We start from the raw sequence: 25255 nt of genomic DNA, 5'->3' as shown, positions 1-25255 counted from the left end.
ATTAACATGCCAGTAATGTCATATATTCAAGCAGTAACAGCTGCTTTAACTGAAGAAATGAAACGTGATGAAAAAGTTTTTATTTTAGGGGAAGATGTAGGGAAGAAAGGCGGTGTATTTGGCGCTACCAAGGGACTTTATGAAGAGTTCGGTGATTACCGTGTTCTGGATACTCCATTAGCAGAATCTGCAATTGCAGGGGTAGGCATCGGTGCTTCGATGTATGGAATGCGTCCGGTTGCTGAAATGCAGTTTGCTGATTTCATTATGCCTGCAGTAAACCAAATAATTTCAGAAGCAGCCAAAATGCGTTACCGTTCAAATAATGATTGGAATGTACCGATGACGATTCGTGCCCCTTACGGTGGTGGCGTGCATGGCGCGTTATACCATTCGCAATCAGTGGAAGCTGTGTTTGCTAATCAACCAGGATTAAAAATTGTTATGCCATCAACTCCATATGATGTAAAAGGTTTATTAAAAGCTTCAATTCGAGACAACGATCCTGTCTTATTTTTTGAACATAAACGTGCATATCGACTACTGAAAGGGGAAGTTCCAGAAGACGATTACGTACTGCCAATCGGTAAGGCTGACGTAAAAAGAGAAGGTTCTGACGTTACAGTTATCACTTATGGTTTATCTGTACATTTTGCCCTTCAAGCTGCAGAAAAGCTGGAAGAAGAAGGTATTGATGCACATATTCTTGATCTCAGAACAGTCTATCCATTGGATAAAGAAGCAATCATTGAAGCGGCTACAAAAACCGGGAAAGTATTGCTTGTTACAGAAGATAATAAAGAAGGTAGTATCATCGGTGAAGTGGCAGCAATTATCGCGGAGAATTGTTTGTTTGACCTTGATGCACCTGTACAGCGTTTGGCTGGACCAGATGTACCATCAATGCCGTACGCGCCAACAATGGAGAAGTATTTTATGATTAACCCTGATAAAGTTGAAAAAGCAATACGTGAATTAGCAGAATTTTAAAATCAAAAATAGAAATATTCTTCATCACTATATTATAAACGGATAAAAGGAGGGACCTTTTATGGCTTCTGAAAAAATCAATATGCCGCAGCTAGGCGAAAGTGTAACAGAAGGAACAATAAGTTCATGGCTAGTCGGTGTCGGTGATAAGGTGAACAAATATGATCCTATTGCTGAAGTTATGACGGATAAAGTAAATGCTGAAGTTCCATCATCTTTTACAGGTACGATTAAGGAACTTGTAGCACAAGAGGGAGATACCATTGAGGTAGGCGAATTGATGTGTTATATCGATACAGAAGGCAGTTCATCTTCTGATAAAGCTTCAGAATCTAAGTCAAGCAGTGAAAAACAAGAAACGGTGAAAGAAGAAGAACCATCTGAAGATCAGTCAATGAAAAAGCGATACTCACCAGCTGTGCTACGAATGGCGCAGGATAATGACATTGATCTAAGCCAAATTAATGGATCTGGCCGGGGCGGAAGAATTACGAGGAAAGATATTGAAAAAGTCATTGCTTCTGGAGAAGTTCCAAAAGCAGATGAATCGAAAACTGATTCAAAGACTGCACCAGTGCAAAAGCCAGACCCAAGTCAACAAAAATCTGCACCAGCCCCACAGCCAACAACACAAACAGGTGACATTGAAATTCCTGTTACTGGTGTACGAAAGGCAATTGCACAAAACATGGTACGGTCCACACAGGAAATCCCGCACGCATGGATGACTGTTGAAGCAGATGTTACTGATCTCGTTAACTTTAGAGGAAAAGTAAAGGATGAATTTAAGCAAAAAGAAGGTTATAGCCTTACTTTCTTTGCTTTTTTCGTAAAAGCAGTTGCGCAAGCACTTAAAGAATATCCTCAGCTTAATAGTACGTGGGCTGAAGATAAGATTATTCAACGTAAGGACATTAATTTATCCATCGCTGTTGCAAAAGACCAGGAACTTTTTGTGCCAGTTATTAAAAACGCAGATGAGAAAAGCATTAAAGGCATTGCTAAGGATATTTATGAGCTGGCAATGAAGGCACGTTCCGGAAAGCTAACATCAGATGATATGAAAGGCGGGACATTCACTGTCAACAATACTGGGTCGTTTGGATCAATCCATTCCATGGGTGTTATTAATCACCCGCAGGCGGCTATTTTACAGGTTGAATCGATTGTTAAACGACCTGTCATTATTAATGATATGTTTGCTGCCCGTGATATGGTGAATCTATCGTTATCACTTGACCATCGAATATTAGATGGGCTGGTTTGTGGGCAATTCTTAGCAAGAGTAAAAGAAATATTGGAAAATACAAATAAAGAAACAACGAATGTATATTAGAAAGTTATTTGAATTGAAATCTGCCTATAAAATTGATAAGCTGATTATAGTTAAATTATAACTACTCTCAAGAGGGGATTGATGTTCAAATGGATTTTAATTTATTCATGAACGACGTTGTAGATGCGGCGCGTAAAGACATAAAAGAAGCAGGGTACGAGGAGTTACATACTCCTGAATCGGTTGATGAAGCAATGAAACGTCAAGGATCCACATTAGTAATGGTTAATTCAACTTGTGGATGTGCTGGAGGGGTAGCTCGTCCTGCAGCAGCAAATGCGATTCATTATGATAAGCGACCAGATCATTTGGTTACTGTTTTCGCTGGACAAGATCGTGAAGCTACCGAAAAAGCTAGGGGGTATTTTGATGGCTATCCACCTTCATCACCATCATTTGCCTTATTAAAAGATGGCAAAATTGTTACGATGCTTGAACGCCATGATATAGAAGGCTATAGTGCAGTAGATGTCATAGGGAAGCTTCAACATGTTTTTGATGAGCATTGTGAGGAAATATAGAATAAAACTAGTTTGACTAGTTATGATGAGGCTGTCTCAATGTTAAAGGGTCAGCCTCATTTTATTAGCAAATAAGAAAGTATAAATCCTATCTTACTGCATAAGGCACCTAAGCTTTTTCTATTAAAAATTGGTGTTAAGTAAGGTTTTTTAAAACAAAATTAATAATAGTGCTCATTGGCAGCAGGGGAGATTTTAACGTGAAAATTGGCTCTCGAACAATTAAGACAGCAATTGGTACGCCTATTGCTATTTCGATTGCCCAATTATTGGGTCTGACGAATTTCGTTTCAGCTGGTATATTAACAATATTATGTATCCAGCCATCCAGGAAACGATCTGTATTAAGTGCATGGCATCGGTTTTTGGCATGTGTAACTGCAAGTGTCTTTGGAATTATATTTTTTGAGTTAATGGGATACAATCCAATTGTTGTTGGTGTAATGCTCGCCTGCTTTATACCAGTAACTGTTTTACTTAAGGTAACACCAGGAATTGCAACTAGTTCAGTTATTATTCTGAATTTATATAGCTCGGAAGGAATTTCTTTATCATTTTTAACAGATCAATTCCTATTGATAATTGTTGGTATTGGTACAGGATTACTTGTAAATTTATATATGCCCAGTCTGGAGAAAAACCTGAACCAGAAACAGGAAGAATTAGAAAATAACTTTCAAGCTATTCTGTTTGAAATTGCCTTATACATAAGGGATCGTAATGATAAGTGGGATGGGGAAGAGCTTACAGCTTGTGAGAATTTATTACAGGAAGCTGAGACATTGGTATCACTGGATAAGGAGAATCATTTATTACGCAGTAAGCATCCATATCACGATTATTTCACCATGCGAAGAAAACAGTTTGATTTGCTTCAAAAAATGCTTCCGTTGGTTAGCAGGTTACCTAATACAGATTCCATTTCTATACAAATAGCAGACTTTTTTGAAAAACTATCCAATGCTGTGCACCCAGGTAATACTGCTATCATTTATCTAGATGAACTAGAGAGATTACGTGAGACTTTTCATGCAGAAGATCTTCCTGAAACAAGGGAAGAATTTGAGACGCGAGCAAATCTTTTTCGCCTGCTTCATGAAATAGAGGATTATTTAATACTTAAGAAAAAGTTCAAAGCAAGTGATGTTTCGGAAAAAAATAAAATAAAAAAGACTGGAACTATTTAAATTAGTCCAGTCTTGCAATTTACTTATTATAAAAACATTACTAGTCCAGTTGTTAGTGAAGATAAAACCATTGCAATAATCATAATATAAATTACAATTTTCATTTTACGTTCACGCTTTGATCTTTTTCTCGTTGTTTGTGTTTGATTTTTAGCCAATCTTAATCCTCCTTCAATTCCATTTCCTAATTGTATTTTATCGTTATTTATGGAATTGGACAAGTACAATCATATTTTAATTGAGTATAATTATTCAAAATTGGGGGCCTTTATAATATGAGTGATGAAAATTTTCAATCTTCACAGGAAAGCTGGAAAAAGTCAGTTGATAGAACCTTAGAACGATTCCCTGAAAGAAAAGATACATTTAAGACATCTTCGGATATCGATGTGGAACGATTGTATTTTCCAGAAAATGATAATGATTATGAAAATAAGTTAGGTTATCCAGGTACATATCCATTTACAAGAGGTATTCAGCCAACCATGTATCGCAGCAGGTTTTGGACAATGCGACAATATGCTGGATTTGGATCAGCTGAAGAGACCAATAAACGATTTCGTTATCTATTAGAACAGGGACAAACCGGACTTTCAGTAGCTTTTGATTTGCCAACACAAATAGGGTATGATTCTGATGATGTTATGGCAGAAGGTGAAGTTGGAAAAGTTGGTGTGGCAATTGATTCATTACAGGACATGGAAAATTTACTTGATCAAATACCGCTTGATAAAGTAAGTACATCGATGACAATTAATGCACCTGCATCTGTGTTACTTTGTATGTATATTGCGGTCGGAGAAAAGCAAGGTGTTCCGTTAGATAAACTAACTGGAACGATTCAAAATGATATTCTGAAAGAGTATATTGCCCGGGGAACGTATATTTTTCCGCCAAAACCGTCGATGCGCCTAATTACCAATATCTTTGAATACTGTCAGCAAAACGTGCCGAAATTCAATACCATTAGCATTTCAGGATATCATATTCGTGAGGCAGGTTCGACAGCTGTTCAGGAAGCCGCGTTTACCATTGCAAATGGGATGGCATATGTTGATGCTGCATTGGAATCTGGCCTTGACGTCGATGCGTTTGCACCAAGGCTTGCCTTTTTCTTTAATGCCCATAATAATTTTTTTGAAGAAGCGGCAAAGTTTCGTGCAGCTCGGAGAATTTGGGCTAAAATAATGAAGGAGCATTACCAAGCTAAAGATCCTAAAAGCTGGAAGATGCGCTTTCATACACAAACCGGTGGATCAACACTAACAGCCCAGCAGCCAGATAATAATATAGTCCGTGTAACAATGCAAGCGCTTGCTGCTGTACTTGGAGGTACACAAAGCCTGCACACTAATTCTCGCGATGAAGCATTATCACTGCCTACTGAAGAATCTGCCCGTATTGCTCTTCGTACACAGCAAATAATTGCAAATGAGAGCGGAGTAGCAGACACTGTTGATCCACTAGCTGGTTCCTATTACGTTGAGGAACTTACCGATCAAATTGAGAGAGATGTGGAATCCTATCTGGATCGCATTCGTGATATTGGTGGAGCTGTTCAGGCTGTTGAAGAAGGATTTATGCAGCGTGAAATCCAGCAAAAAGCATACGAAACACAAAAAAATATTGAAAAAGAAGAAGAAATTATTGTTGGTTTAAATAAATACAAGCTGGATGAAGAAGTAAATCCGGATTTACTTAAAGTGGATGAGGCGTTAGAACAAGCACAAATAAAATCTATGAATACTGTTCGTCAGCAACGTGATCAGGATACAGTCGATAAATCATTAAAAGCGATAAAGGAAAAGGCAAAAGACAACAATGCCAATTTGATTCCATTTATTTTAGAAGCAGTTAAGGAATATGCAACAATTGGAGAAATATGCAATGTGTTACGTGATGAATTTGGTGAATATACAGGTATTTAAGAAGGGGAGAGTCAGATGAGAAATATACGTGTTTTAATTGCAAAACCTGGGCTTGATGGTCATGACCGCGGTGCATTAGTTATAGCCCAAGCTTTACGTGATCATGGCATGGAGGTTATTTATACGGGACTCAGGCAATCCCCGGTACAAATAGCACAAGCAGCAATTCAGGAAGATGTGGATGTTATTGGTTTATCATCTTTATCCGGTGCGCATAAAACGTTGTTTCCAAAAGTAATGGAAGCACTAAGAGAACGTAATGCGAGTGATATACCAGTTGTTGGAGGCGGGGTTATACCTGCAGAGGACATTCCGTACCTGCTTGAACAGGGGGTAAATAAGATTTTTACTAGTGGGTCTTCTACTGAAGTCTTAGCAACTTATATCCAACAGCTTATCGATCCGCAATCAGCTTTCTTAAACCCTCCCAAAAAAATTGCTCATATTGGAATTGCTGTTCATAGAATCGATGACGTACTCTCATTTTATACAGAAATACTTAGTCTTGAGCTTGAGGGTGTAGAAACTGTAGAATCTGAAGGTGTTAAGGTAGCGTTTTTGAAGATTGGTGAAACCCGCATTGAGCTTTTGGAGCCATTAAAAGAATCATCCCCAGTAAAACATTTCCTCGCTAAAAAAGGGGAAGGCGTTCATCATATTGCATTAGAAGTAGATAATATCGATGAAAGAATTAAATCCTTTAAATCAAAAGGAATACCACTGATCAACAATGAAGCGAAGAAAGGTGCTCATGATAGCCAGATTGCTTTTATTCATCCTAAAGCAGCAAATGGTGTACTTTTTGAAATGTGCCAACACCCAGAAGGAAGTGAGAAATAATGGATATTTTTGATAAAATAAGTGAATTGTACGATAAACGGCGGCAGGTTGAACTTGGCGGTGGCGATGAGCGAATTGATAAACAGCATGATAAAGGTAAGCTCACTGCAAGAGAACGAATTGATTATTTACTTGATAAGGGGTCATTTGTCGAGCTAAATCCATTTATGGAACATCGGGAAACTGATTTTGGTATGAATAATTCTACTGCAAATGGGGAAGGTGTTGTAACGGGCTATGGAAAAATAAATGGCCGAGCTATCTACTTATTTGCACAGGATTTCACTGTATATGGTGGAGCTTTAGGCGAAATGCATGGCAAGAAAATAGCAGCCGTAATGGATCTTGCTGCTAAAAACGGTGTTCCTTTTATTGGATTAAACGATTCGGGTGGAGCTCGTATTCAAGAAGGTGTATCATCGCTTGATGGTTACGGTCAGGTATTCTACCGAAACTCCATTTACTCAGGTGTTATACCACAAATATCAGTTATTATGGGTCCGAGTGCGGGAGGTGCGGTTTATTCACCTGCGATAACAGATTTTGTCATTATGGTAGAAAAAACGTCACAAATGTTCATAACCGGCCCAAAGGTAATTGGAACAGTTACTGGTGAGCAGATCACGTCAGAAGAACTTGGCGGGGCCCATGTACATAATGCAAAGAGCGGAAATGCTCATATTAAAGCGGGAAGTGAAGAACAGGCTCTAGATGCAGTGAAGGATTTAGTACAATACTTACCTGCTAATAATGAGGAAAAACCCCCATTAACTGAGACTGAACTGAATGATGAAACACGCCCTGATTTAACTGATATTGTGCCATTTAATTCTACACGGCCTTATGATGTAAAACGTGTGATTGAGCAAGTTGTTGATCCAGATAGCTTCTATGAAATCCATAAAGATTTTGCTAAAAATATTGTTGTAGGATTTGCACGTGTAAATGGTCAAACAGTTGGGCTTGTTTGCAATCAGCCAAAATATTTAGCAGGTGGTTTAGATATTGATTCAAGTGATAAAGCAGCAAGATTTATTCGATTCTGTGATTCATTTAATATTGCATTGATTACTTTTGAGGATGTAACTGGATTTTTCCCGGGTGTTAAACAAGAACATGGCGGTATAATCAGGCATGGCGCAAAGATTCTTTATGCATATTCAGAAGCAACCGTTCCAAAAATTACAGTGATTACACGTAAAGCCTTTGGCGGCGCTTATGTTGCGTTAAATAGTAAATCAATTGGAGCAGATTTGGTTTATGCATGGCCAAATGCTGAAATAGCAGTTATGGGGCCAGAGGGTGCTGCCAATATTATATTCGCAAAGGAAATAGCCGATAGCGAGAATCCAGAGGAAACTCGTCAGGAAAAAATTCATACGTACCGTGAAAGGTTTGCTAATCCTTATGTTGCCGCGGGACTTGGTATGATTGATGATGTAATTGACCCAAGAGAAACGAGAGTAAAATTAATTCAAGCATTAGAGATGCTTTATAACAAGCAGGAAGAACGACCGAAGAAAAAGCATGGTAATATCCCGCTGTAATAAAATTAGGAGGAACGATTTATGATATCGATAAATAAAGAAAGAGTGATTAATCAATTCCTGGAACTTGTTCAAATAGATTCCGAGACGAAACATGAAACTAAAATTGCTGAAGTACTAACAAAAATGTTCACCGATTTAGGTTTAGATGTAGTAGAAGATGATAGTAAAGATGAAACTGGTCATGGGGCAGGAAACCTGATTTGTACGCTGAAAGGTAATAAAGAAGGTGTAAACCCAATTTACTTTACTTCCCATATGGACACTGTCGTTCCTGGTACAGGAATTAAACCATCAATTGAAGATGGTTATATTAAATCTGATGGTACAACCATATTGGGTGCTGATGATAAAGCCGGTTTAGCCGCAATCCTGGAAACCATTCAGACACTAAAAGAAAATAATATTAAACACGGTGACGTTCAGTTTGTCATAACAGTAGGCGAGGAGTCAGGTCTTGTCGGTGCTAAAGCTTTAGATGGCTCTCTTCTAAATGCAAAATATGGTTATGCAATAGACAGCAATGGTACAGTGGGTGATATTATTGTTGCAGCACCAACCCAAGCCAAATTATTTACTGTAATGAAAGGCAAAACTGCACACGCTGGTGTTGCTCCAGAAAAGGGAGTTTCAGCAATTACGCTGGCAGCCAAAGCTATTTCCAAAATGCCTCTTGGCCGGATTGACGATGATACAACTGCGAATATTGGACGCTTTGAAGGTGGTAAGCAAACGAATATTGTTTGTGATCATGTCGAAATCCTGGCTGAAGCGCGATCATTGATTCCAGCAAAAATGGAAGAACAAGTTGCGAAGATGAAAGATGCATTTGAAAATACTGCTGATGAATACGGTGGAAGTGCTGACGTCGATGTGAAAATTATGTACCCAGGCTTTAAGCATGAAGCAGGGGATGAAGTTGTCGAAGTTGCCAGAAGTGCAGCAAAAACAATCGGTCGTGAAAGTAGCCTAAAGAAAAGTGGCGGCGGAAGTGATGCGAATATAATTGCTGGACTTGGAATTCCTACTGTGAACCTTGCAGTTGGTTATGAAGAGATTCATACAACCAGTGAACGAATCCCTGTAGATGAATTAGTTAAAATCACAGAACTAGTCACTGCTATCGTACAAGAAGTTTCAAACAAGTAAGTAACTAGGATGAAGACCTCTTTTAGCAAAAGGGGTCTTTTTTGGCAGTTATGGAAGTATAAATCTTTTCTTACTGCATAAGTGCAACAAAGGCTTATCTATATTATGCTTGGCGATAAGCCAAGTTTTCTATTAGTATGATATACTATTGGTACAAACAACAGTTCTAAAAGGATGTAATATGTATGTCACAATGGTATCCTAAAAAAGGCCGCGTTATTTTTCATTTAGATATGAACTCATTTTATGCTTCTGTTGAAATGGCCTATAACCCAAAACTAAAAGGTAAGCCTGTAGCAATTGCCGGGAATCCTGAACAACGTAAAGGGATAATTGTGACAAGCAGCTATGAGGCCAGAGCCAAAGGTGTAAAGACCACAATGCAGTTATGGCAGGCTAAAAAGCTGTGTCCTGAGTTAATCGTTTTACGTCCAAATTTTGAACGTTATCGTACGGCGTCAAAGGAAATGTTTAAAATGCTTGCTGAAATAACACCATTTGTGCAGCCAGTTTCGATTGATGAAGGTTATATGGATATAACCGAGAGTGAACATCACGGAACTCCTATTGAGATTGCTCAAAACTTGCAGCAAAAAATTCATCAAGAGCTAGATCTCCCGTGCAGTATTGGAATTGCACCAAATAAATTTTTAGCAAAGATGGCATCTGATATGAAAAAGCCATTAGGAATTACAATTCTGCGAAAACGGGACTTATCCCAAAAACTTTGGCCGCTACCAATTGAAGAAATGTATGGTGTTGGTGATAAAACCGCTGAAAAATTACGAGCAATTGATGTAAAAACAATTGGTGATTTGGCAAAAGGAGATGTTTATCAACTGAAACGTGTGCTTGGGATAAATGGAGAACGATTAAAAAATAGAGCAAACGGTATTGATACTCGTCCCGTTGACCCTGAGGCTATCCATGAATTTAAAAGCATAGGCAGCTCACAAACCCTACCGGAAGACACTACGAATGAAGCTGAAATTCGTAATCTCATGCATCAGCTGACAGATAACGTAGAACGTCGCATGAAACGAAAACAAGCAGCTGGACGTAGTGTACAGATTATGATTCGCTACTATGATCATAAAACAATCACTCGAAGTAAAAAATTGCAGGGTTTTATTGATTCAAAGGAAGACATACTGCACATTGCTAACGAATTATTTCAAAAGCACTGGAATTTGGACCCTATCCGATTGCTTGGCATTACGGTTCAGGACGTTGATGAAAAGCAAAATATCGCCAAACAGCTTGATTTGTTTACGTATGAAGAAGAAGCAGGTAAGGAAAAATTATATACTGTTATTGATGAGCTATCCCAAAAATATGGGAAGAATCCTTTTAAGCAATTGCAGATAGAGGAAGGTAAGGACGAACAACCACGGACAAGCTTTCAAAAAGACTTTTTGGATGACTATAAGCGATAATATCCCCATGCTGAATCATGTTTTCTTTCACATATATCAGTAATGTGGATTCTGGTTCCATTAATTTATTTTTTAAGTAATTACAATGTATTGCCATTCGAAATGAGGACCCTCACCCAATCTTCGAGGAAATAACGGAATGAGGATCCGCCACACAGTCGAGGTGAATCCTCATTCCGCTAAATGGCAGAAAAAGTGCTCTCAGAAGGACGAGACGGATCCTCGTTCCGCTAATAGCAAAAGATCAGCCAAATTTGTGGCAAAAATGACAATAGCGGAATGAGGATCCGAACCCAAGCCTAAAATGATGATTTTCGAGGAAATAACGGAACGAGGATCCGCCACACATTTATTTATGCATTTATTTCATAATTTTTTTCACCAGTGTATGAGCAATTTTGCTTCCGGGATATCGTAACGGCATATCAAACTTAGTTGTTTGTTTCAGTATGCTTTTTTTGTGTGTAAATGTATCAAAGCCATACTTACCATGATATGCACCCATTCCACTACTGCCAACACCACCAAATGGAAGGTGTGGATTAGCTAGATGATAAAGTGTATCGTTAATACATCCGCCGCCAAAGGATACATTTTTTAGTATGCTTTGTTGAGATTTTTCTTTTTCTCCAAAATAATAGAGTGCTAGTGGTTTGTCCATCTGTTTTAGTTCTGAAATGACACCATCAAGTTCGGTAAATGCTAGCATTGGCAAAAGCGGACCAAATATTTCTTCTTGCATAATCGAATGATCCCAGGTGATATTATATAAAATAGTGGGTTCAATGGACAGCTTCTCTTCATCTGCACTGCCACCATATACGACTTCACCATCAGCCAGGAATGCTTGCAATCTATTAAAATGTTCTTTGTGTACAATTCGAGTATAGTCATCGTTTTGAAGTGGTTTCTTACCGTAAAATATTTTGATATGTTTTTCCATCGCTTTTAACAATTTTGGTTTTACTTTTTCATGAATATACAGGTAATCTGGTGCGACACAGGTTTGACCTGCATTCGTAAATTTCCCCCATACAATCCGCTTTGCAGCAAGGTCAATGTTCGCATCTTTATCTATGATAGCAGGGCTCTTTCCACCCAGTTCCAATGTTATCGGAGTTAAATGCTTACTTGCTTGTTGCATAACGACTTTACCAACAGCTGAACTACCAGTGAAAAAGATGTAATCGAATCGTTGTTCCAATAATTGCTGACTGGTTTCTTTTGCACCTTCTACTACTGTAAAAAAGCAAGGGTTAAAAGTTTCATTGAGCATTTCTGCAAGCAATGAAGAGGTAGCTTGCGTAAATTCGGATGGTTTTATTACAACTGTGTTTCCTGCCGCAATCGCGCCTATGGCTGGACCAATTGCTAACTGAAGTGGATAGTTCCATGGTGCGATAACTAATGTAACTCCATATGGCTCCTTGTAAATATAGTTATTTGTCCCTTTGTAGGTAATTGGTGCATCAGCCTTTTCCGGTTCCATCCAGTCTTTTAGCTGCTTTATGGCAAAATCAATTTCCGAGTACAGAAACCCTAGTTCAGTCGTTAATGTTTCATGTTCGGATTTGTTCAAGTCATCCTTCAGTGCCCGATATATTTCCTGTTCATACTTTTTCAGCATACGCTTTAAAGCTTTTAACTGATTTTTGCGGAAAGAATACTCCAACGTTTTCCCATTATGAAAAAAATCTCGCTGGCTTTTCACTAGTTTTTCAATTTGTTCCATGTAAAGCACTCCTTTTATCTAGAGTTTACCGTAACTTTATAAAAGTCAGAAGCAAGTTCTGTGTTCGGAAAAATCTCTTGTGCGTGTTTTGCCAGGGTTTCAAAATCCTCTTTTTGATAGCGTGAGGATATATGCGTTAATACGAGCTTTTTGACATTTGCCTCTTTTGCAAGAGAGGCAGCTTCTTTAGTCGTGGTATGAAAGTATTCCTGTGCTAAGTCTGCTTTTGAAACGTCGAATGTTGCCTCATGTACAAGTACATCCGAACCTTCTGCAAATGTTTTAAATTGATGTGTTGACCGAGTATCACCAAAAACGGTTATAACACGCCCTTTTTTGTCGGGACCAAGAAAATTAGGGCGATGAATAACCTGTCCTTCTTGTGTTTTTACCACATCATTCTTCTTTATTTGTTGATAAATAGGACCTGGCTCAATACCTAACTCTTTTAACTTGTCTACCAACAGTTCGCCGGGTTTATCTTTTTCTTCAATACGAAATCCATAACTTGGTATTCCATGGTCCAGCTCTTTGGAGGTGACAATAACCTGTTCATTTTCAAAGACCAGCCCCTCAGATATTTCAACAATGGAAAGCGGATAGGTCAAATGTGTCCCACTTACCCTAAGACATGTCTCAACATATTCTTTAATACCCTGTGGTCCATATATGGTAAGTAAATCATCTCCACCTTGAAAAGATCTGCTGCTTAACAGACCTGGAAGGCCATAAATATGGTCGCCGTGCATATGTGTGATGAAAATTTTATTGATTTTGCGTGGTTTAATCGATGTATGCAGTATCTGGTGCTGTGTCGCTTCTCCGCAATCAAACAGCCATATGCTATTTTGCTCTTGTAATAAGGTTAAAGCAATTGAAGATACGTTGCGGTTCTTTGACGGAACACCTGAACCAGTACCAAGAAATATTAACTCCATGTTAATTCCATCCTCGTTCATATTGTTTTATTGGTTCAAGTGAGTGACCTAATTCATCAGCAGCTGTCTTTGCCCAATACGGATTTCGTAACAACGCCCGGGCCACAAATACAAGGTCAGCACGATCGTTTTGGACTATTTCTTCAGCTTGAATGCCACTTGTAATCAGCCCAACTGCCCCCGTAGCTACAGATGCTTCCTGTTTAATCGTTTCACACCGCTTGATTTGATAACCTGGATAAGGGGAAATGGAGGCCGGAACCACTCCGCCAGAACTGCAATCAATTAAATCTATGCCTTGTTGTTTCATTTGTTTTGAGAAGTACAGAATGTTTTCCAGTGTGTTTCCTTGCTCGTTATATTCGTCAGTAGATATACGAACAAATAAAGGTCCGTTCCAGATGGATTTGATACTATCAATAATTTGAGATAAAAAGCGATAACGATTCTCAAGATTACCACCATATTCGTCCTCACGCTTGTTTGTTAATGGAGAAAGGAACTGATTAATTAAATATCCGTGCGCTGCATGAATTTCTATAATGTCAAAGTCTGCTTCCTTTGCTCGTTTTGCTCCATTCTTAAAAGCTTCAATCGTCTCATCGATGTCTTCAGTAGTCATTTCAGTTGGTGTTTTAGATGATTCATTAAATGGTAGTGGAGAGGGAGCATATATTGCTGAATCAAGTCTTGCTTTTCTCCCGGCATGTGCTAGCTGAACCCCAGTAGCTGATCCATAGCTATGAATTTGCTCATTTAACCTTTTTAACCCATCAATATGATCATCATGCCAGATACCTAAGTCTTCATGTGAAATACGACCCTCTGGCTGTACAGCAGCCGCTTCTGTCAAAATTAAACCGACTTGGCCTGCAGCACGTGATATATAATGTGTTTCATGAAATGGTGTTATCTTCCCATCTTGCTCCATGCACGAATACATACACATAGAAGACATGGTAATACGGTTTTTTAGTTTTATTCCTTTAAAGTCAATTGGTGAAAATAGTTTAGTCATTATTAAATTCCTCCTCGTATATTACATTGGTTTGTGTTTAAAGAGCTCCCGATACTGTAGTGCTTTGTGTGGAACATCAGTAAAAATGCCATCACAGCCCATTTGGAAGCAGCGTGCCATATGTGCTGGTTTATTAATCGTATAGACTCGAACGGCCATTTGTTCCTGATGACACTTATCTACAAATAGCTGATTTAATAACCGATATTTTATATGTATTGCATTTGCGCCTAATTTTTTTGCGTACGTCACCAGATTTTTACTTCGCTTTGATGTTAACAAAGCTACACCAATGTTACCATTAAAGGGCTTCAGCCGTTCTACGCTGTTTCGATTAAATGTTGATAATGTGGTACGATTCAGTAACTGATAGTGTGATACCATATCATATACGATATTCTCGAGATTCTTATAATCTATTTTATTATTTTTTAACTCAATATTTAAACATAACGCCTTATCTTGAATCCAATTTAGAAATTCTTCCAAAGAGATTATTGCAGATCCAGCATATTTTATTGAGAACCAGGAGCCCGCATCGAGATTTTTTAATTGGTCAAAGGTATAATCCTTTATGTAACCAGTACTATTGGTAGTGCGTTTTACATGTTCATCATGGATTAACACTGGAATATTGTCTTTTGTCAAATGTACGTCGGTTTCAATACCTTCAGCACCTTGTTCATAAGCGAGTTTAAAGGCAGCCATTGTATTTTCAGGTGCTAAAGCACTGGCACCTCGATGTGCTATAATTTTAGTTATCAATTTGTTTCACCTCTTGTTAAATTCTGTTTTATTTTTTGTAATAAGTCAATTTATTTAAGGAGGAGTTATATGAAGAATTGGCAGACTAAGGAACAATTAACTGATTTGTTATGTTCGCTTGTCAACCATCAGAGTATTACGGGGAGTAATGCTGAAATTGCTGTTGCAGAATATTTACAGCATTTATTGTCACAAAAAAAATATTTTCAAGATAACCCAAATTATTTAAAATTACATCCTTTAGATGATGGAAGACGATTGTTAACTGCATTGGTAAAAGGTAATAATTCATCTGACACAGTTATTCTGTTGAGCCATTTTGACGTGGTTGGTGTGGAGGATTATGGGTCATTACAAAACCTTGCTTTTCACCCCAGGGAACTGACGAGAGAAATGAACCATCTAAAAGAGGACTTGCCTGAAGCGGTGCAAAATGATATTTCATCTGGAGACTGGCTATTTGGACGTGGCTCAATGGATATGAAAGCTGGTCTATCCTTACATTTTTCCATGCTCGAAAAGGCAATTGATGGTGAGTTTGACGGCAATATATTATTGTTGAGTGTTCCTGATGAAGAAGTGAATTCACAAGGAATGTTAACCGCATTGCCTGTTTTACATCAATTAAAAAAAGATGAAAATTTAACATACAATGCCTGCCTGAATGGGGAACCTATGTTTAGTAAATACCCAGGAGATCCTGCTCATTATGTCTATGCCGGCTCGATTGGAAAGGTTTTGCCCGGATTTTACTGTTATGGAAAAGAATCCCATGTTGGCGAACCATTTGCAGGTATGAATCCAAATTTAATGACAAGTTTCCTCTCGCAGCAGCTCGAGTTAAATGAAGCTTTTATTGAAAAAATAGAAGACGAGGTCACACCACCACCAGTAAGTTTAATGCAACGTGACTTAAAGGAAAATTATTCTGTTCAAACACCTCATGCTGCAATCTCTATGTATAATGTATTGTATTTAAAACAAACGTTTAAGGAATTAAATGATAAACTATTAACTGGTGCACAAACAGCTGCGTATGAAATTGAGAATTATGTTCATCAGAAAGCTAATAAATTTGCCAGTATTGCGGATGACTTTTCAATGCCTGCATGGAATGTGAATGTGATGATGTATGAAGATTTGTATGCAGAGGCATTAAAACGCTATGGTGAGGAAGAAATAATTAGAATCCAAAATTTACTTGTAAGCCAGAGGGATAAAGGTGATCGTGATTTCTCCACACTTTTGGTGCAGGAATTGGCTGCAATGTGCAAGGATTTAGCACCTATGATTATATTATTTTACAGTCCGCCGTTCTATCCAGCAGTTTCTTCTTATAATGATCCTTATATAAAAGATGTGATGAAACACGTAAAAGAATATACGAATACAAATTATCACATGGATTTAACTGTATCGGAGTTTTTTACTGGACTTTCAGATTTAAGTTATCTTGGCCCTGTGTCATCCAAAAGTAAACTGAATCAATTAACAACCAATATGCCTCTGCAAAATAATGGTTTTGTTTTCCCGGAGGATATCATGGAGCAACTTACGATGCCTATATTGAATATTGGTCCTTTAGGAAAAGATCCCCATCAGTGGACGGAACGAATAGAATTAACTTATAGCTTTGAGTACTTGCCGTCCATTTTAACAGAGGCGATTCATCACCTATTTGAAAAAAACAGAAGTTAATAATGTGACTTTATCCTCTAAAAAGGATACAATAAGAGAATAACTGAATGGTCATTCATTTTGGAGGATTTTAACTATGAAAGTATTAGATAAAACAATCAGTCAAATAACAATACCGACACCTTTTGCAGTAGGTGACACACATGTATACCTTTTAAAAGGGGAGACCCTTTCCCTTGTTGATGCAGGTGTTAAAACAAAAGAAGCCTGGGATGCATTAAAAATGCAGTTAAAAGAGCTGGGATATGTTCCTCGGGATATCGAACAAATTATTCTAACACACCATCATCCTGATCATGTTGGACTAATTGAACAATTTCCCCGAGCTGAAAATATTGCAGCACATCAAAATGTAGATCCGTGGTTAACAAGGGATGAAGCTTTCTTTTCATATTATGAAGAATTTTTCAAGGACTTTTTTAACAAATGTGGAGTACCATCGAAATATAGTGCTGTTTTAAATAAGTTATGTGCACCGTTGAACTATGCTGGCCGAGGACAAGTAACCAAGGTAATTGACGAAGGAGATGTCCTGCCTGGTCATGAGGATTGGCAGGTCATTGAAACAAAGGGCCATGCCCAAAGTCATTTATCATTTTTTAGGGAAAGTGATGGAGCGTTTATTGGTGGTGATCATCTTTTACATCATATTACACCAAACCCGCTTCTTGAACCATCACAACAGGTTACGCAAGATCGACCTCGGCCAATGCTTCAGTATCGAACAAACCTAAATAAATGTCTGTCACTGGGGATTAAAACGGTATTCCCTGGACATGGAGATGTTTTTTCAAATGTGGATTCGCATTTACCTGTTCAAATGGAAAAACAGGAAAAACGTGCAACTAAAGTATATGCGCTTGTAACAGAGAAAGCACAAACGCCATTTGAACTTTGCAAGCAGATTTTTCCAAAACAATATGAAAAACAATTGGATCTGACTATCTCGGAAACGATTGGTCAGCTAGATTACCTGGAAAATGAGGGTGTTGTGGGAAAAACGCTAAAAGATGGTGTCTATTATTATCATGCAGAATAAAGTATCAAATAAAAAAATTATCGTTACTGGTGCATCAAGCGGTATCGGAGAACGAATGTGCTGGCATATTGCGAAGCATGGTGGTACCCCCATCATGCTTGCTCGTTCAATTGATAAGTTGCAAAATCAGCAAAAGCTGATTAACCAGACTTTTGATAGTTCCAGTGATGTGTACCAAGTAGATTTGCTCCATGCAGATGAATTGGAAAGAGTAATCAAACAGGTTTTATCAGAACATACGCAAATACACGGACTAATCAATAACGCTGGAGCAGGTGTCTTTGATTATGTCAGGGATATGCAATGGCCGGATGTGGACCACATGTTCCAATTGAATGTGTTTGCGTTAATGCGCGGAACCAAGCTTCTTTTGCCACATTTTTCACAGAATCAGGAAGGGCATTTTGTAAATATAGCGTCACAGGCTGGAAAGATTGCTACACCAAAATCAGCTATATATGCATCAACCAAACATGCGGTACTTGGGTTTACTAATGCGCTTCGTCTGGAAATCATCAGTAAAAATATCCATGTTACTGCAGTCAACCTGGGTCCTGTTCGCACAAATTTCTTCACAACAGCAGACCCAAGCGGGAATTACCAAAAGAGTGTTGAGCGTTATATGCTTGACCCGGATAAGGTTGCCGACAATATTGTGAAGCATCTATTTACGAAAAAACGGGAAATAAATTTACCCTGGTGGATGGAGATGGGAAGTAAATTTTATCAGCTATTCCCGCGCGCACTGGAAAAGGTTTTGAAAAAACAATTTAATCAAAAATAGAAGTAACCAAGAAAGCAACATCGCTGCCGAATTCGTAATCGAGCTAGAGACTTATTCCATATAGTAAATTTGAGTTTTTGCGGTCACGAGGGACCTTATTTAGCAGAAATCCACGAAAATTGCGGTGTTGCGGACACGAGAGGCCTTATTAAGTACAAATGCGTCTATTAGGCCATGATATATGTTAAATAAGGGCTTCTGTGTCCGGATAACTTCGAAAAGGTCATTTTTATACAGAAATAGCGTCTCTGGTGTCTGCTAATCGCAATTAAAGAAACCCCGTGCTTCCGCAACATGCAACTGCCAACTATTATGCTTGGTGCCCGCCAATTTTCTTGCTTCTTCCAATGGTAATTCCAGCATCAGTATAGCTGGTTGCTCGCAGTATTGCGGTTGATCCGTATTTATCTCGGATTGAATCCATTACATAGCCAATATCCTTTTTCTTAGGCTTGTCATCAAATAAATCCAGCTGTGTTTCAGCATTGTCATAAAGCTTATCCAGGGTCACATATACATGCCTGATATCACTGTGTCCATCATAGAATTCGTTATATAACTGCATGCAGATATCATAAATGTCCATTGTGGTATTTGTCGGAAGCGTAACAGATCTTGAACGGCTAAAACCACCACCTGTTACCTTGGAATAGGAAACGCCAAGGTGAATGGTTCTCCCGGCTTTACCTGCAGTTCTTGCTCTACGGCACACTTCTTCGCAAAGGTCGAGAATACAAATTGCAACTTCTTCTCCGGAGTAATCACGTAATAAAGAGATGCCATGACCAAATCCTTTTTGTTCGGTTTTTGTGAAATTACCAAAAACGGGGCTCAGATCAACACCCCAGGCATGCCAATAAAGCTGTTCTCCCATAATTCCAAAACGCTTCTTCAGATACTTTAACTCGGCATTAGCAAGCTGCCCAAGGTTGACAATTCCCATCCTATTAAGGTTCCGCTTCATTCTGCTGCCAATGCCCCATATCTTTTCTATAGGAAAAGGCCATAGTTTTTCTGTTACATCCTCGTATTTACATTCAGCAATCCCAACTTGTTTAGCATGTAAATCCATAACTACTTTTGCCAGAAATTTATTATCACCTATCCCAATTGAACAAGTGATACCGAAATTTTCCAAGATATCCTGTTTTATTAACCGTGCTACTTGCCACCGATCTCCAAATAGCTTTTCAAGCCCATTGACAGTAACCCAGACTTCATCAACAGAGTATTGATGGATAGCTTCTTTAGGTACATATTGATTAATTAGTTTAGTGATTTCCATGGAAACTTGAAGATAATCAGCCATATGTGCGGGAACGATGACAATTTTCGGATCTTTAGGCAGTTCAAAAAATCGACTGACATTGCTAACACCATGCTTTTTCTTTAATGCTGGGGAGGCGGCTAAGACAATACTCCCCGGTCTATTTGGATCACCGACTACAGCAAGCTGAACCGTCATTGGATCCAGCCCTAACTTTATGGCTTCAACACTTGCATAAAATGAGCGCATATCGATGCACAGGACATCGTTTCGCGGGTAATTAGAATAATCCATCGCATTTTCACCTCCAACAATAAGAACGTTTGTTCTCATTATATGCCACATGATCTAATATTATCAATGGGAATTTATTCTTCCGTGCTTATTTCTAAGCTCTTTTCATAATGATTGTTGATAATTGACGGTTGCAATTGATATAAACTGAAAAGATACTCACCCGGGTCTCATAACCTCTATGAGTGACCGTTTCTGGCTATTTGGATAGAATTCGCGATCTCATCACACTGATGAAGACGCGTTTCACGGAATTTAAACAGCATTAGTGTTCTCATAATCTTGAAAAGTGAGCCCCATGGCTAGTATCTTGAGCAGATGTTGCATTGGTACTGGAGTGGTGCAAAAGACAATTTTCACTGCGTCGCATTTTATATCTTTTGTGTCAAAACAATAAACTTCTAGAAAACAGCCTATTACTATAACTATAATCGTTTAAGGATAATAAAAAGTGCCATCAAAAAATAATTTTTTCTGATGACACTTTTTCTACTTCAAAATCGATTGTTATAGTGAAAGAACTGCTTATCGATGCTTAGCATATTCAATTGGTTTTGTGATCTGCCTTAATCCTTCATATGTTTTATCGGTAAGTGTTTTAGATGGGTTAAAATTTGTGTTATCTGTTACTTGGCTTAGTGAACTTGCTCCAAATACGGCCGTTGCAACAGCCGGATGTTTTAATACGTATTTAAGAGCTAGCGCATTGAAGGAAGGCTCATTATTAAATTGTTCAGCAATAGTTTGCTGAATTAATTTCAGTTCATCAAACGAATAATCCAAAAAGCCGTTCTGTCCTTTTTTCTCAATCTGTTTTGCTGCGCTGTTACTAAGCATTCCTTTTGCCAATGGACCTCTGGCTAGTACGCTAATATTGTTTTCGTGCAACAAATCCAATACTTCTTCTTCCGGCCGGCGGTCCAGCATATTGTACTGCATCATAACACCATCGATAGTAGAACGGCTTACGTACTCACGAATAACATTGGGCCGGATGGATGATATCCCATAAGCACGAATTACGCCTTCTGTTTTAAGCGATTCAAATGCTTCAATTGATTCATCAATAGGATCATCAATTGTGCCTCCATGGAGCATATAAAAATCGATATAGTCTGTTTTTAAACGACGCAAGCTTTCTTTTACACCCTCTTTGATATGTTCTTTGGAAGGGTCCCAAAACCAATCTTTCTTAGCCTTATTAAAGTTATTTCCAACTTTTGTCGTTAAAATGACTTGGTCACGTTTACCTTTTAAGGCATCACCAACTATTTCTTCATTCATACCAAAATCGTATAAGTCAGCAGTATCCAGATGGTTAATGCCAGCGTCTAATGCCTGGTTAATAATTTCGCTTGCTTTTTGAGTGTCTGTCCCTAGTGACATACAGCCAAGTGTTAATTCAGATACATGCAAATCCGATTGTCCTAATTGATTCTTTTTCATATTTTTGACCTCCTGTTAATCAGAATATGTCTATATTTATTGTAAGGACATCCATCTGTTAAATACAACTATTTCGCGTATGATAAAATAGATAGTAGTATTTTAAGAAAGGTTATTTTCCAAAAGTTTGTTATTATGGCTTTGAAAATTAGAGTCACCAAGACTATGTTGAAACTTACGAAAAGAGCTTTAAGAAAAAGGATGATAATAAGTGAAGAAATTTGAAGAGAAAACAATTCATACTGAAAAAATATATGATGGTTCAGTAGTTAAGCTGCAAGTTGACGATGTCATGTTGCCAAACGGGAAAAACTCAAAAAGAGAACTGATAAAACATCCCGGTGCTGTTGGGATTATCCCTATTACAAAGGATAACAAAATAGTGTTTGTGGAGCAGTATCGTAAACCTTTGGAAAAATCCTTAGTTGAGATCCCTGCCGGAAAACTGGAAGATGGTGAGAATCCGGAAATAACTGCAATTCGGGAGTTAGAAGAAGAGACAGGGTATACGACAAATTCGTTACAGTTTGTGACATCGTTTTATACATCGCCAGGATTTGCAGATGAGATTATGCATTTGTACATAACGGATGATATTATCCCATTGGAGCATGAAGTAGCAGGTGATGACGATGAATTTGTTGAGCTAATTGAATTAACGCTGGAAGAAGCAATCCACTATGTAAAAGAACAACGAATACACGACGCTAAAACGAATTATGCAGTACTGTATTTACAGGCTTTAGAAAGGATGTAGAAAATGTTAAATTCTTTTTTCGCTGATATGCATATTCACATTGGGCGGGATATGTATAATAAGCCGGTAAAAATAACCGGATCGAAAACACTAACCCTGACAAACATTTTGAAAGAAGCAAGCCGGAACAAAGGAATTCATATGGTAGGGGTAATTGATAGTCATGCTCCAGCAGTCCAGCAGGAAATAAAACAGCTTATCGAGGCAAACAAAGCATATGAACTATCTGATGGTGGAATACGGTTTGAGAACGTTACCTTGCTGCTCGGTTCTGAAATTGAAGTCTATGACGAAAATTGCCGTGGACAGATTCATGTACTCTGTTACTTCCCGACACTTGCAAAGATTGAGGAATTTTCAGAGTGGCTGACAACAAAAATGAAAAATATAACATTAAGTTCTCAGCGTTATTATGGAACAGCCAAAGAACTGCAATATAAAGTCAAAGAACTTTCAGGATTATTTATTCCTGCACATGTGTTTACACCATTTAAGAGTATGTACGGAAAAGGTGTTCAAAAATCGCTGAAAGAAGTGTTTGATCCGGATTTAATTGACGGAATTGAATTAGGACTAAGTTCTGACACTGCAATGGCCGATCAGATACAGGAACTGCATGATTACACGTTTCTAACTAATTCCGACGCGCACTCATTAGCAAAAATTGCTAGGGAATATCAGGAAATTTATATGGAAGAACCATCATTTCAAGAATTCAATTGGGCGCTGCACAATGTTCAGGATCGTAGGATAAAACAAAACTTTGGAATGAATCCACACTTGGGGAAATACTATACAACGGTTTGCAGTCAGTGTTTAGAACCATTGACACCTGAGGCTGAACATTGCCATAGGTGTGAATCTACAAAGATTGTGAAAGGTGTATTTGATCGTATTCAGGAGTTGACGGATGCAAAAGAGGTGAAAGAACGTCCGCCTTATTTGTATCAAGTGCCACTGGAATATTTACCTGCGCTTGGACCAAAAACGTTTAAAAAACTACTAACGCACTTTCAAACTGAAATGAACGTAATCCATCATGTAAACCAGGATGAGTTGAAAGAGGTTGTACCTCAGAAACTAGCAACTGCGATAGTAAATATGAGAGAGGGTAACTTAGCAATCAAAGCTGGTGGTGGCGGGAAATACGGCAATATTATTACGTCTCCTGAAAAATAATGAATAAGAAAACATCTTAAATTTGGTATTTTTATCTGGAATTCTTCATAGTTTTTAACTAGAGAGAAAATTACGAGCAATGGAGGATTCCAATGTATAATAAACGAACTCTAGCAGTAAATCATGTAAAAGAACATGCGACAATCTATATTTTTATGATTATACTATTTTTAACAGGAGTTATTTTTGGTGCGATCATTGTAAATAGCATGAATTGGGCTCAAAAAGAGGATTTATTCTTTTATCTAGAGCGCTTTTTTGGTGAAATTGCTGATAACCAACAAATAGAAAACATTGAAATACTTAAAAGTAGTTTCTTTTATCATGCTAAATACCTGTTTTTATTGTTTATTTTGGGATTATCCGTTATCGGTTTGCCAATCGTGTGGGTGTTGTTATTTTTAAAAGGTCTTGTAGTCGGGTTTTCAGTTGGTTTTATTGTAAATCAAATTGGAATGAAGGGCCTGCTATTAGCTTCTCTATCAATTGCTCCGCAAAATATTATAATTATACCAATATATATAATAGCTGGCAGTCTTTCGATGATTTTTTCAATAACGCTCTTAGGTAAGCTTTTTTCACGAAAAATATCCCAGCCTGTTCTGCAGCCATTTGGAAAGTATGTAATGTTTTTCACTTTATTATTGGCCGCATCAGTAGTTGCGTCGGCATTAGAGGCATTTGTTGCAAATGAAGCAATGGAGGTAATAATTAAATCCTTTTATAACCAATAGTTAATGTTATATAATAATTATTATTGATTACAGTTTATAATAATTATACTTTGACACGCTTTACAAGTGTGCCTATAATAAAGATGGGGATATTAGGGAGGGGACTTGCCATGGAACATCGTATAGAGCGAATTAAAAAACAGCTCCATGCACAAAGTTATAAGCTAACTCCACAACGAGAGGCAACTGTTAGGGTTTTATTAGAGCGCGAAGAAGATCATTTGAGTGCTGAAGATGTTTATTTACTAGTAAAAGAGAAAGCACCTGAAATTGGTTTGGCTACTGTTTATCGTACATTGGAATTATTATCAGAATTAAAAGTTGTTGATAAAATAAACTTTGGTGACGGTGTTTCACGTTATGACCTGCGTAAAGAAGGTGCAGAACATTTCCATCATCATTTGGTTTGTATAGAATGCGGTTCGGTTGAGGAAATAGTGAATGACTTACTTGGAGATGTCGAGAAGATAGTTGAAAATGATTGGGGCTTTCAGGTGAAAGACCATCGTTTAACTTTTCATGGGGTATGTAAGCAATGTCAGAATACCGCAGTTCAATCTAAAACATCATAATAGTAACGGGAAGCCTTTTTCTTATGCGAAAAGGCTTTTATTTTTGTATAAGAAATAAGTGCTGAGGATAATTGGACATCAGAATCAGCGACGTCCAG

General features: G+C 38.0%; 23 protein-coding genes. 16 read left to right on the top strand and 7 right to left on the bottom strand.

Features of this window, described 5'->3' with window-relative positions:
• The first annotated feature begins 6 nt into the window (after positions 1-6).
• From ACE1TG_RS00385 to ACE1TG_RS00370, 4 genes are all read left to right on the top strand, one after another.
• Positions 7-990: an alpha-ketoacid dehydrogenase subunit beta gene (locus ACE1TG_RS00385; RefSeq protein ID WP_375050381.1), complete on the top strand. Its 984-nt coding sequence runs from the start codon at positions 7-9 to the stop codon at positions 988-990.
• Positions 991-1051: 61 nt separating this feature from the next.
• Entirely contained in the window at positions 1052-2326 is a 1275-nt protein-coding gene (locus ACE1TG_RS00380) for a dihydrolipoamide acetyltransferase family protein (protein ID WP_375050380.1), read from the top strand.
• 89 nt (positions 2327-2415) lie between these two features.
• A complete protein-coding gene (locus tag ACE1TG_RS00375) occupies positions 2416-2847 on the top strand; it encodes a BrxA/BrxB family bacilliredoxin (RefSeq protein WP_375050379.1) in 432 nt (143 codons plus the stop codon).
• Between the two features lie 200 nt (positions 2848-3047).
• Positions 3048-4034, top strand: a complete 987-nt coding sequence (locus ACE1TG_RS00370; protein ID WP_375050378.1) for an aromatic acid exporter family protein — start codon at positions 3048-3050, stop codon at positions 4032-4034.
• Between the two features lie 26 nt (positions 4035-4060).
• Here ACE1TG_RS00370 and prli42 read toward each other — a convergent pair whose 3' ends face one another.
• Complete coding sequence (prli42, locus tag ACE1TG_RS00365) at positions 4061-4192, bottom strand: stressosome-associated protein Prli42 (protein WP_375050377.1); 132 nt, start codon at positions 4190-4192, stop codon at positions 4061-4063.
• Positions 4193-4309: 117 nt separating this feature from the next.
• On the opposite strand from prli42, the gene ACE1TG_RS00360 reads away from it, so the two are divergent.
• The 5 genes from ACE1TG_RS00360 (at position 4310) to ACE1TG_RS00340 (ending at position 10934) form a co-directional block, all read left to right on the top strand.
• A complete protein-coding gene (locus ACE1TG_RS00360) occupies positions 4310-5962 on the top strand; it encodes an acyl-CoA mutase large subunit family protein (RefSeq protein WP_375050376.1) in 1653 nt (550 codons plus the stop codon).
• A 15-nt stretch (positions 5963-5977) separates the two neighbouring features.
• On the top strand, positions 5978-6802 hold the full coding sequence (gene mce, locus ACE1TG_RS00355) for a methylmalonyl-CoA epimerase (protein WP_375050375.1): 825 nt from the start codon (positions 5978-5980) through the stop codon (positions 6800-6802).
• Complete coding sequence (locus ACE1TG_RS00350; RefSeq protein ID WP_375050374.1) at positions 6802-8349, top strand: acyl-CoA carboxylase subunit beta; 1548 nt, start codon at positions 6802-6804, stop codon at positions 8347-8349. Before mce ends, ACE1TG_RS00350 begins: the two co-directional genes overlap by 1 nt.
• A gap of 21 nt (positions 8350-8370) precedes the next feature.
• Positions 8371-9498 (top strand): M20/M25/M40 family metallo-hydrolase, encoded by a 1128-nt coding sequence (locus tag ACE1TG_RS00345; protein ID WP_375050373.1) that lies wholly within the window; start codon positions 8371-8373, stop codon positions 9496-9498.
• A 185-nt stretch (positions 9499-9683) separates the two neighbouring features.
• Complete coding sequence (locus tag ACE1TG_RS00340; protein ID WP_375050372.1) at positions 9684-10934, top strand: DNA polymerase IV; 1251 nt, start codon at positions 9684-9686, stop codon at positions 10932-10934.
• 361 nt (positions 10935-11295) lie between these two features.
• Here ACE1TG_RS00340 and ACE1TG_RS00335 read toward each other — a convergent pair whose 3' ends face one another.
• The 4 genes from ACE1TG_RS00335 to ACE1TG_RS00320 are packed head-to-tail and all read right to left on the bottom strand — an operon-like array spanning position 11296 to position 15387.
• Positions 11296-12666, bottom strand: coding sequence for an aldehyde dehydrogenase (locus tag ACE1TG_RS00335; protein ID WP_375050371.1), 1371 nt, complete (start codon positions 12664-12666; stop codon positions 11296-11298).
• A gap of 14 nt (positions 12667-12680) precedes the next feature.
• Entirely contained in the window at positions 12681-13604 is a 924-nt protein-coding gene (rnz, locus tag ACE1TG_RS00330) for a ribonuclease Z (protein WP_375050370.1), read from the bottom strand.
• A gap of 1 nt (position 13605) precedes the next feature.
• Positions 13606-14622 carry an NADPH dehydrogenase NamA gene (gene namA / locus ACE1TG_RS00325; protein WP_375050369.1) on the bottom strand — a complete coding sequence of 339 codons (1017 nt, stop codon included), beginning with the start codon at positions 14620-14622 and terminating at the stop codon, positions 13606-13608.
• A 21-nt stretch (positions 14623-14643) separates the two neighbouring features.
• Positions 14644-15387 (bottom strand): glycerophosphodiester phosphodiesterase, encoded by a 744-nt coding sequence (locus tag ACE1TG_RS00320; RefSeq protein WP_375050368.1) that lies wholly within the window; start codon positions 15385-15387, stop codon positions 14644-14646.
• A gap of 69 nt (positions 15388-15456) precedes the next feature.
• Here ACE1TG_RS00320 and ACE1TG_RS00315 point away from each other — a divergent pair, with 69 nt between their 5' ends.
• The 3 genes from ACE1TG_RS00315 (at position 15457) to ACE1TG_RS00305 (ending at position 18908) form a co-directional block, all read left to right on the top strand.
• Positions 15457-17085: a M20/M25/M40 family metallo-hydrolase gene (locus tag ACE1TG_RS00315; protein WP_375050367.1), complete on the top strand. Its 1629-nt coding sequence runs from the start codon at positions 15457-15459 to the stop codon at positions 17083-17085.
• Between the two features lie 76 nt (positions 17086-17161).
• Positions 17162-18124, top strand: coding sequence for an MBL fold metallo-hydrolase (locus ACE1TG_RS00310; RefSeq protein ID WP_375050366.1), 963 nt, complete (start codon positions 17162-17164; stop codon positions 18122-18124).
• Positions 18114-18908 carry an SDR family NAD(P)-dependent oxidoreductase gene (locus ACE1TG_RS00305; RefSeq protein WP_375050365.1) on the top strand — a complete coding sequence of 265 codons (795 nt, stop codon included), beginning with the start codon at positions 18114-18116 and terminating at the stop codon, positions 18906-18908. Before ACE1TG_RS00310 ends, ACE1TG_RS00305 begins: the two co-directional genes overlap by 11 nt.
• Positions 18909-19218: 310 nt before the next feature.
• Here ACE1TG_RS00305 and ACE1TG_RS00300 read toward each other — a convergent pair whose 3' ends face one another.
• Positions 19219-20469 carry a DNA polymerase IV gene (locus tag ACE1TG_RS00300; protein ID WP_375050728.1) on the bottom strand — a complete coding sequence of 417 codons (1251 nt, stop codon included), beginning with the start codon at positions 20467-20469 and terminating at the stop codon, positions 19219-19221.
• A 525-nt stretch (positions 20470-20994) separates the two neighbouring features.
• On the bottom strand, positions 20995-21915 hold the full coding sequence (locus tag ACE1TG_RS00295) for an aldo/keto reductase (protein WP_375050364.1): 921 nt from the start codon (positions 21913-21915) through the stop codon (positions 20995-20997).
• 211 nt (positions 21916-22126) lie between these two features.
• Between ACE1TG_RS00295 and ACE1TG_RS00290 the strand changes: the two genes are divergently transcribed.
• The 4 genes from ACE1TG_RS00290 to fur all read left to right on the top strand — a co-directional run bounded on the left by ACE1TG_RS00290 (position 22127) and on the right by fur (position 25157).
• Positions 22127-22672: an NUDIX hydrolase gene (locus ACE1TG_RS00290; protein ID WP_375050363.1), complete on the top strand. Its 546-nt coding sequence runs from the start codon at positions 22127-22129 to the stop codon at positions 22670-22672.
• 3 nt (positions 22673-22675) lie between these two features.
• A complete protein-coding gene (locus tag ACE1TG_RS00285; protein ID WP_375050362.1) occupies positions 22676-23851 on the top strand; it encodes an endonuclease Q family protein in 1176 nt (391 codons plus the stop codon).
• 92 nt (positions 23852-23943) lie between these two features.
• Complete coding sequence (gene spoIIM, locus ACE1TG_RS00280; RefSeq protein WP_375050361.1) at positions 23944-24585, top strand: stage II sporulation protein M; 642 nt, start codon at positions 23944-23946, stop codon at positions 24583-24585.
• Between the two features lie 110 nt (positions 24586-24695).
• Complete coding sequence (gene fur, locus ACE1TG_RS00275; RefSeq protein WP_375050360.1) at positions 24696-25157, top strand: ferric iron uptake transcriptional regulator; 462 nt, start codon at positions 24696-24698, stop codon at positions 25155-25157.
• Positions 25158-25255: the final 98 nt, after the last annotated feature.

Origin of the sequence: Virgibacillus sp. JSM 102003, assembly GCF_041949995.1 — a bacterium.
Classification (GTDB): Bacteria; Bacillota; Bacilli; order Bacillales; family Amphibacillaceae; genus Lentibacillus.
The sequence above is the reverse complement of the archived record's forward strand: the minus strand, read 5'-3'. Positions and strand labels throughout refer to the sequence as shown.

Excerpts from the sequence above, each read along its gene's own strand:
- ACE1TG_RS00385 (WP_375050381.1), top strand. The coding sequence starts at position 7 with ATGCCAGTAATGTCATATATTCAAGCAGTAACAGCTGCTTTAACTGAA.
- ACE1TG_RS00380 (WP_375050380.1), top strand. The coding sequence starts at position 1,052 with ATGGCTTCTGAAAAAATCAATATGCCGCAGCTAGGCGAAAGTGTAACA.
- ACE1TG_RS00375 (WP_375050379.1), top strand. The coding sequence starts at position 2,416 with ATGGATTTTAATTTATTCATGAACGACGTTGTAGATGCGGCGCGTAAA.
- ACE1TG_RS00360 (WP_375050376.1), top strand. The coding sequence starts at position 4,310 with ATGAGTGATGAAAATTTTCAATCTTCACAGGAAAGCTGGAAAAAGTCA.
- mce (WP_375050375.1), top strand. The coding sequence starts at position 5,978 with ATGAGAAATATACGTGTTTTAATTGCAAAACCTGGGCTTGATGGTCAT.
- ACE1TG_RS00350 (WP_375050374.1), top strand. The coding sequence starts at position 6,802 with ATGGATATTTTTGATAAAATAAGTGAATTGTACGATAAACGGCGGCAG.
- ACE1TG_RS00345 (WP_375050373.1), top strand. The coding sequence starts at position 8,371 with ATGATATCGATAAATAAAGAAAGAGTGATTAATCAATTCCTGGAACTT.
- ACE1TG_RS00340 (WP_375050372.1), top strand. The coding sequence starts at position 9,684 with ATGTCACAATGGTATCCTAAAAAAGGCCGCGTTATTTTTCATTTAGAT.
- ACE1TG_RS00335 (WP_375050371.1), bottom strand. The coding sequence starts at position 12,666 with ATGGAACAAATTGAAAAACTAGTGAAAAGCCAGCGAGATTTTTTTCAT.
- rnz (WP_375050370.1), bottom strand. The coding sequence starts at position 13,604 with ATGGAGTTAATATTTCTTGGTACTGGTTCAGGTGTTCCGTCAAAGAAC.
- namA (WP_375050369.1), bottom strand. The coding sequence starts at position 14,622 with ATGACTAAACTATTTTCACCAATTGACTTTAAAGGAATAAAACTAAAA.
- ACE1TG_RS00315 (WP_375050367.1), top strand. The coding sequence starts at position 15,457 with ATGAAGAATTGGCAGACTAAGGAACAATTAACTGATTTGTTATGTTCG.
- ACE1TG_RS00310 (WP_375050366.1), top strand. The coding sequence starts at position 17,162 with ATGAAAGTATTAGATAAAACAATCAGTCAAATAACAATACCGACACCT.
- ACE1TG_RS00305 (WP_375050365.1), top strand. The coding sequence starts at position 18,114 with ATGCAGAATAAAGTATCAAATAAAAAAATTATCGTTACTGGTGCATCA.
- ACE1TG_RS00300 (WP_375050728.1), bottom strand. The coding sequence starts at position 20,469 with ATGGATTATTCTAATTACCCGCGAAACGATGTCCTGTGCATCGATATG.
- ACE1TG_RS00295 (WP_375050364.1), bottom strand. The coding sequence starts at position 21,915 with ATGAAAAAGAATCAATTAGGACAATCGGATTTGCATGTATCTGAATTA.
- ACE1TG_RS00285 (WP_375050362.1), top strand. The coding sequence starts at position 22,676 with ATGTTAAATTCTTTTTTCGCTGATATGCATATTCACATTGGGCGGGAT.
- spoIIM (WP_375050361.1), top strand. The coding sequence starts at position 23,944 with ATGTATAATAAACGAACTCTAGCAGTAAATCATGTAAAAGAACATGCG.
- fur (WP_375050360.1), top strand. The coding sequence starts at position 24,696 with ATGGAACATCGTATAGAGCGAATTAAAAAACAGCTCCATGCACAAAGT.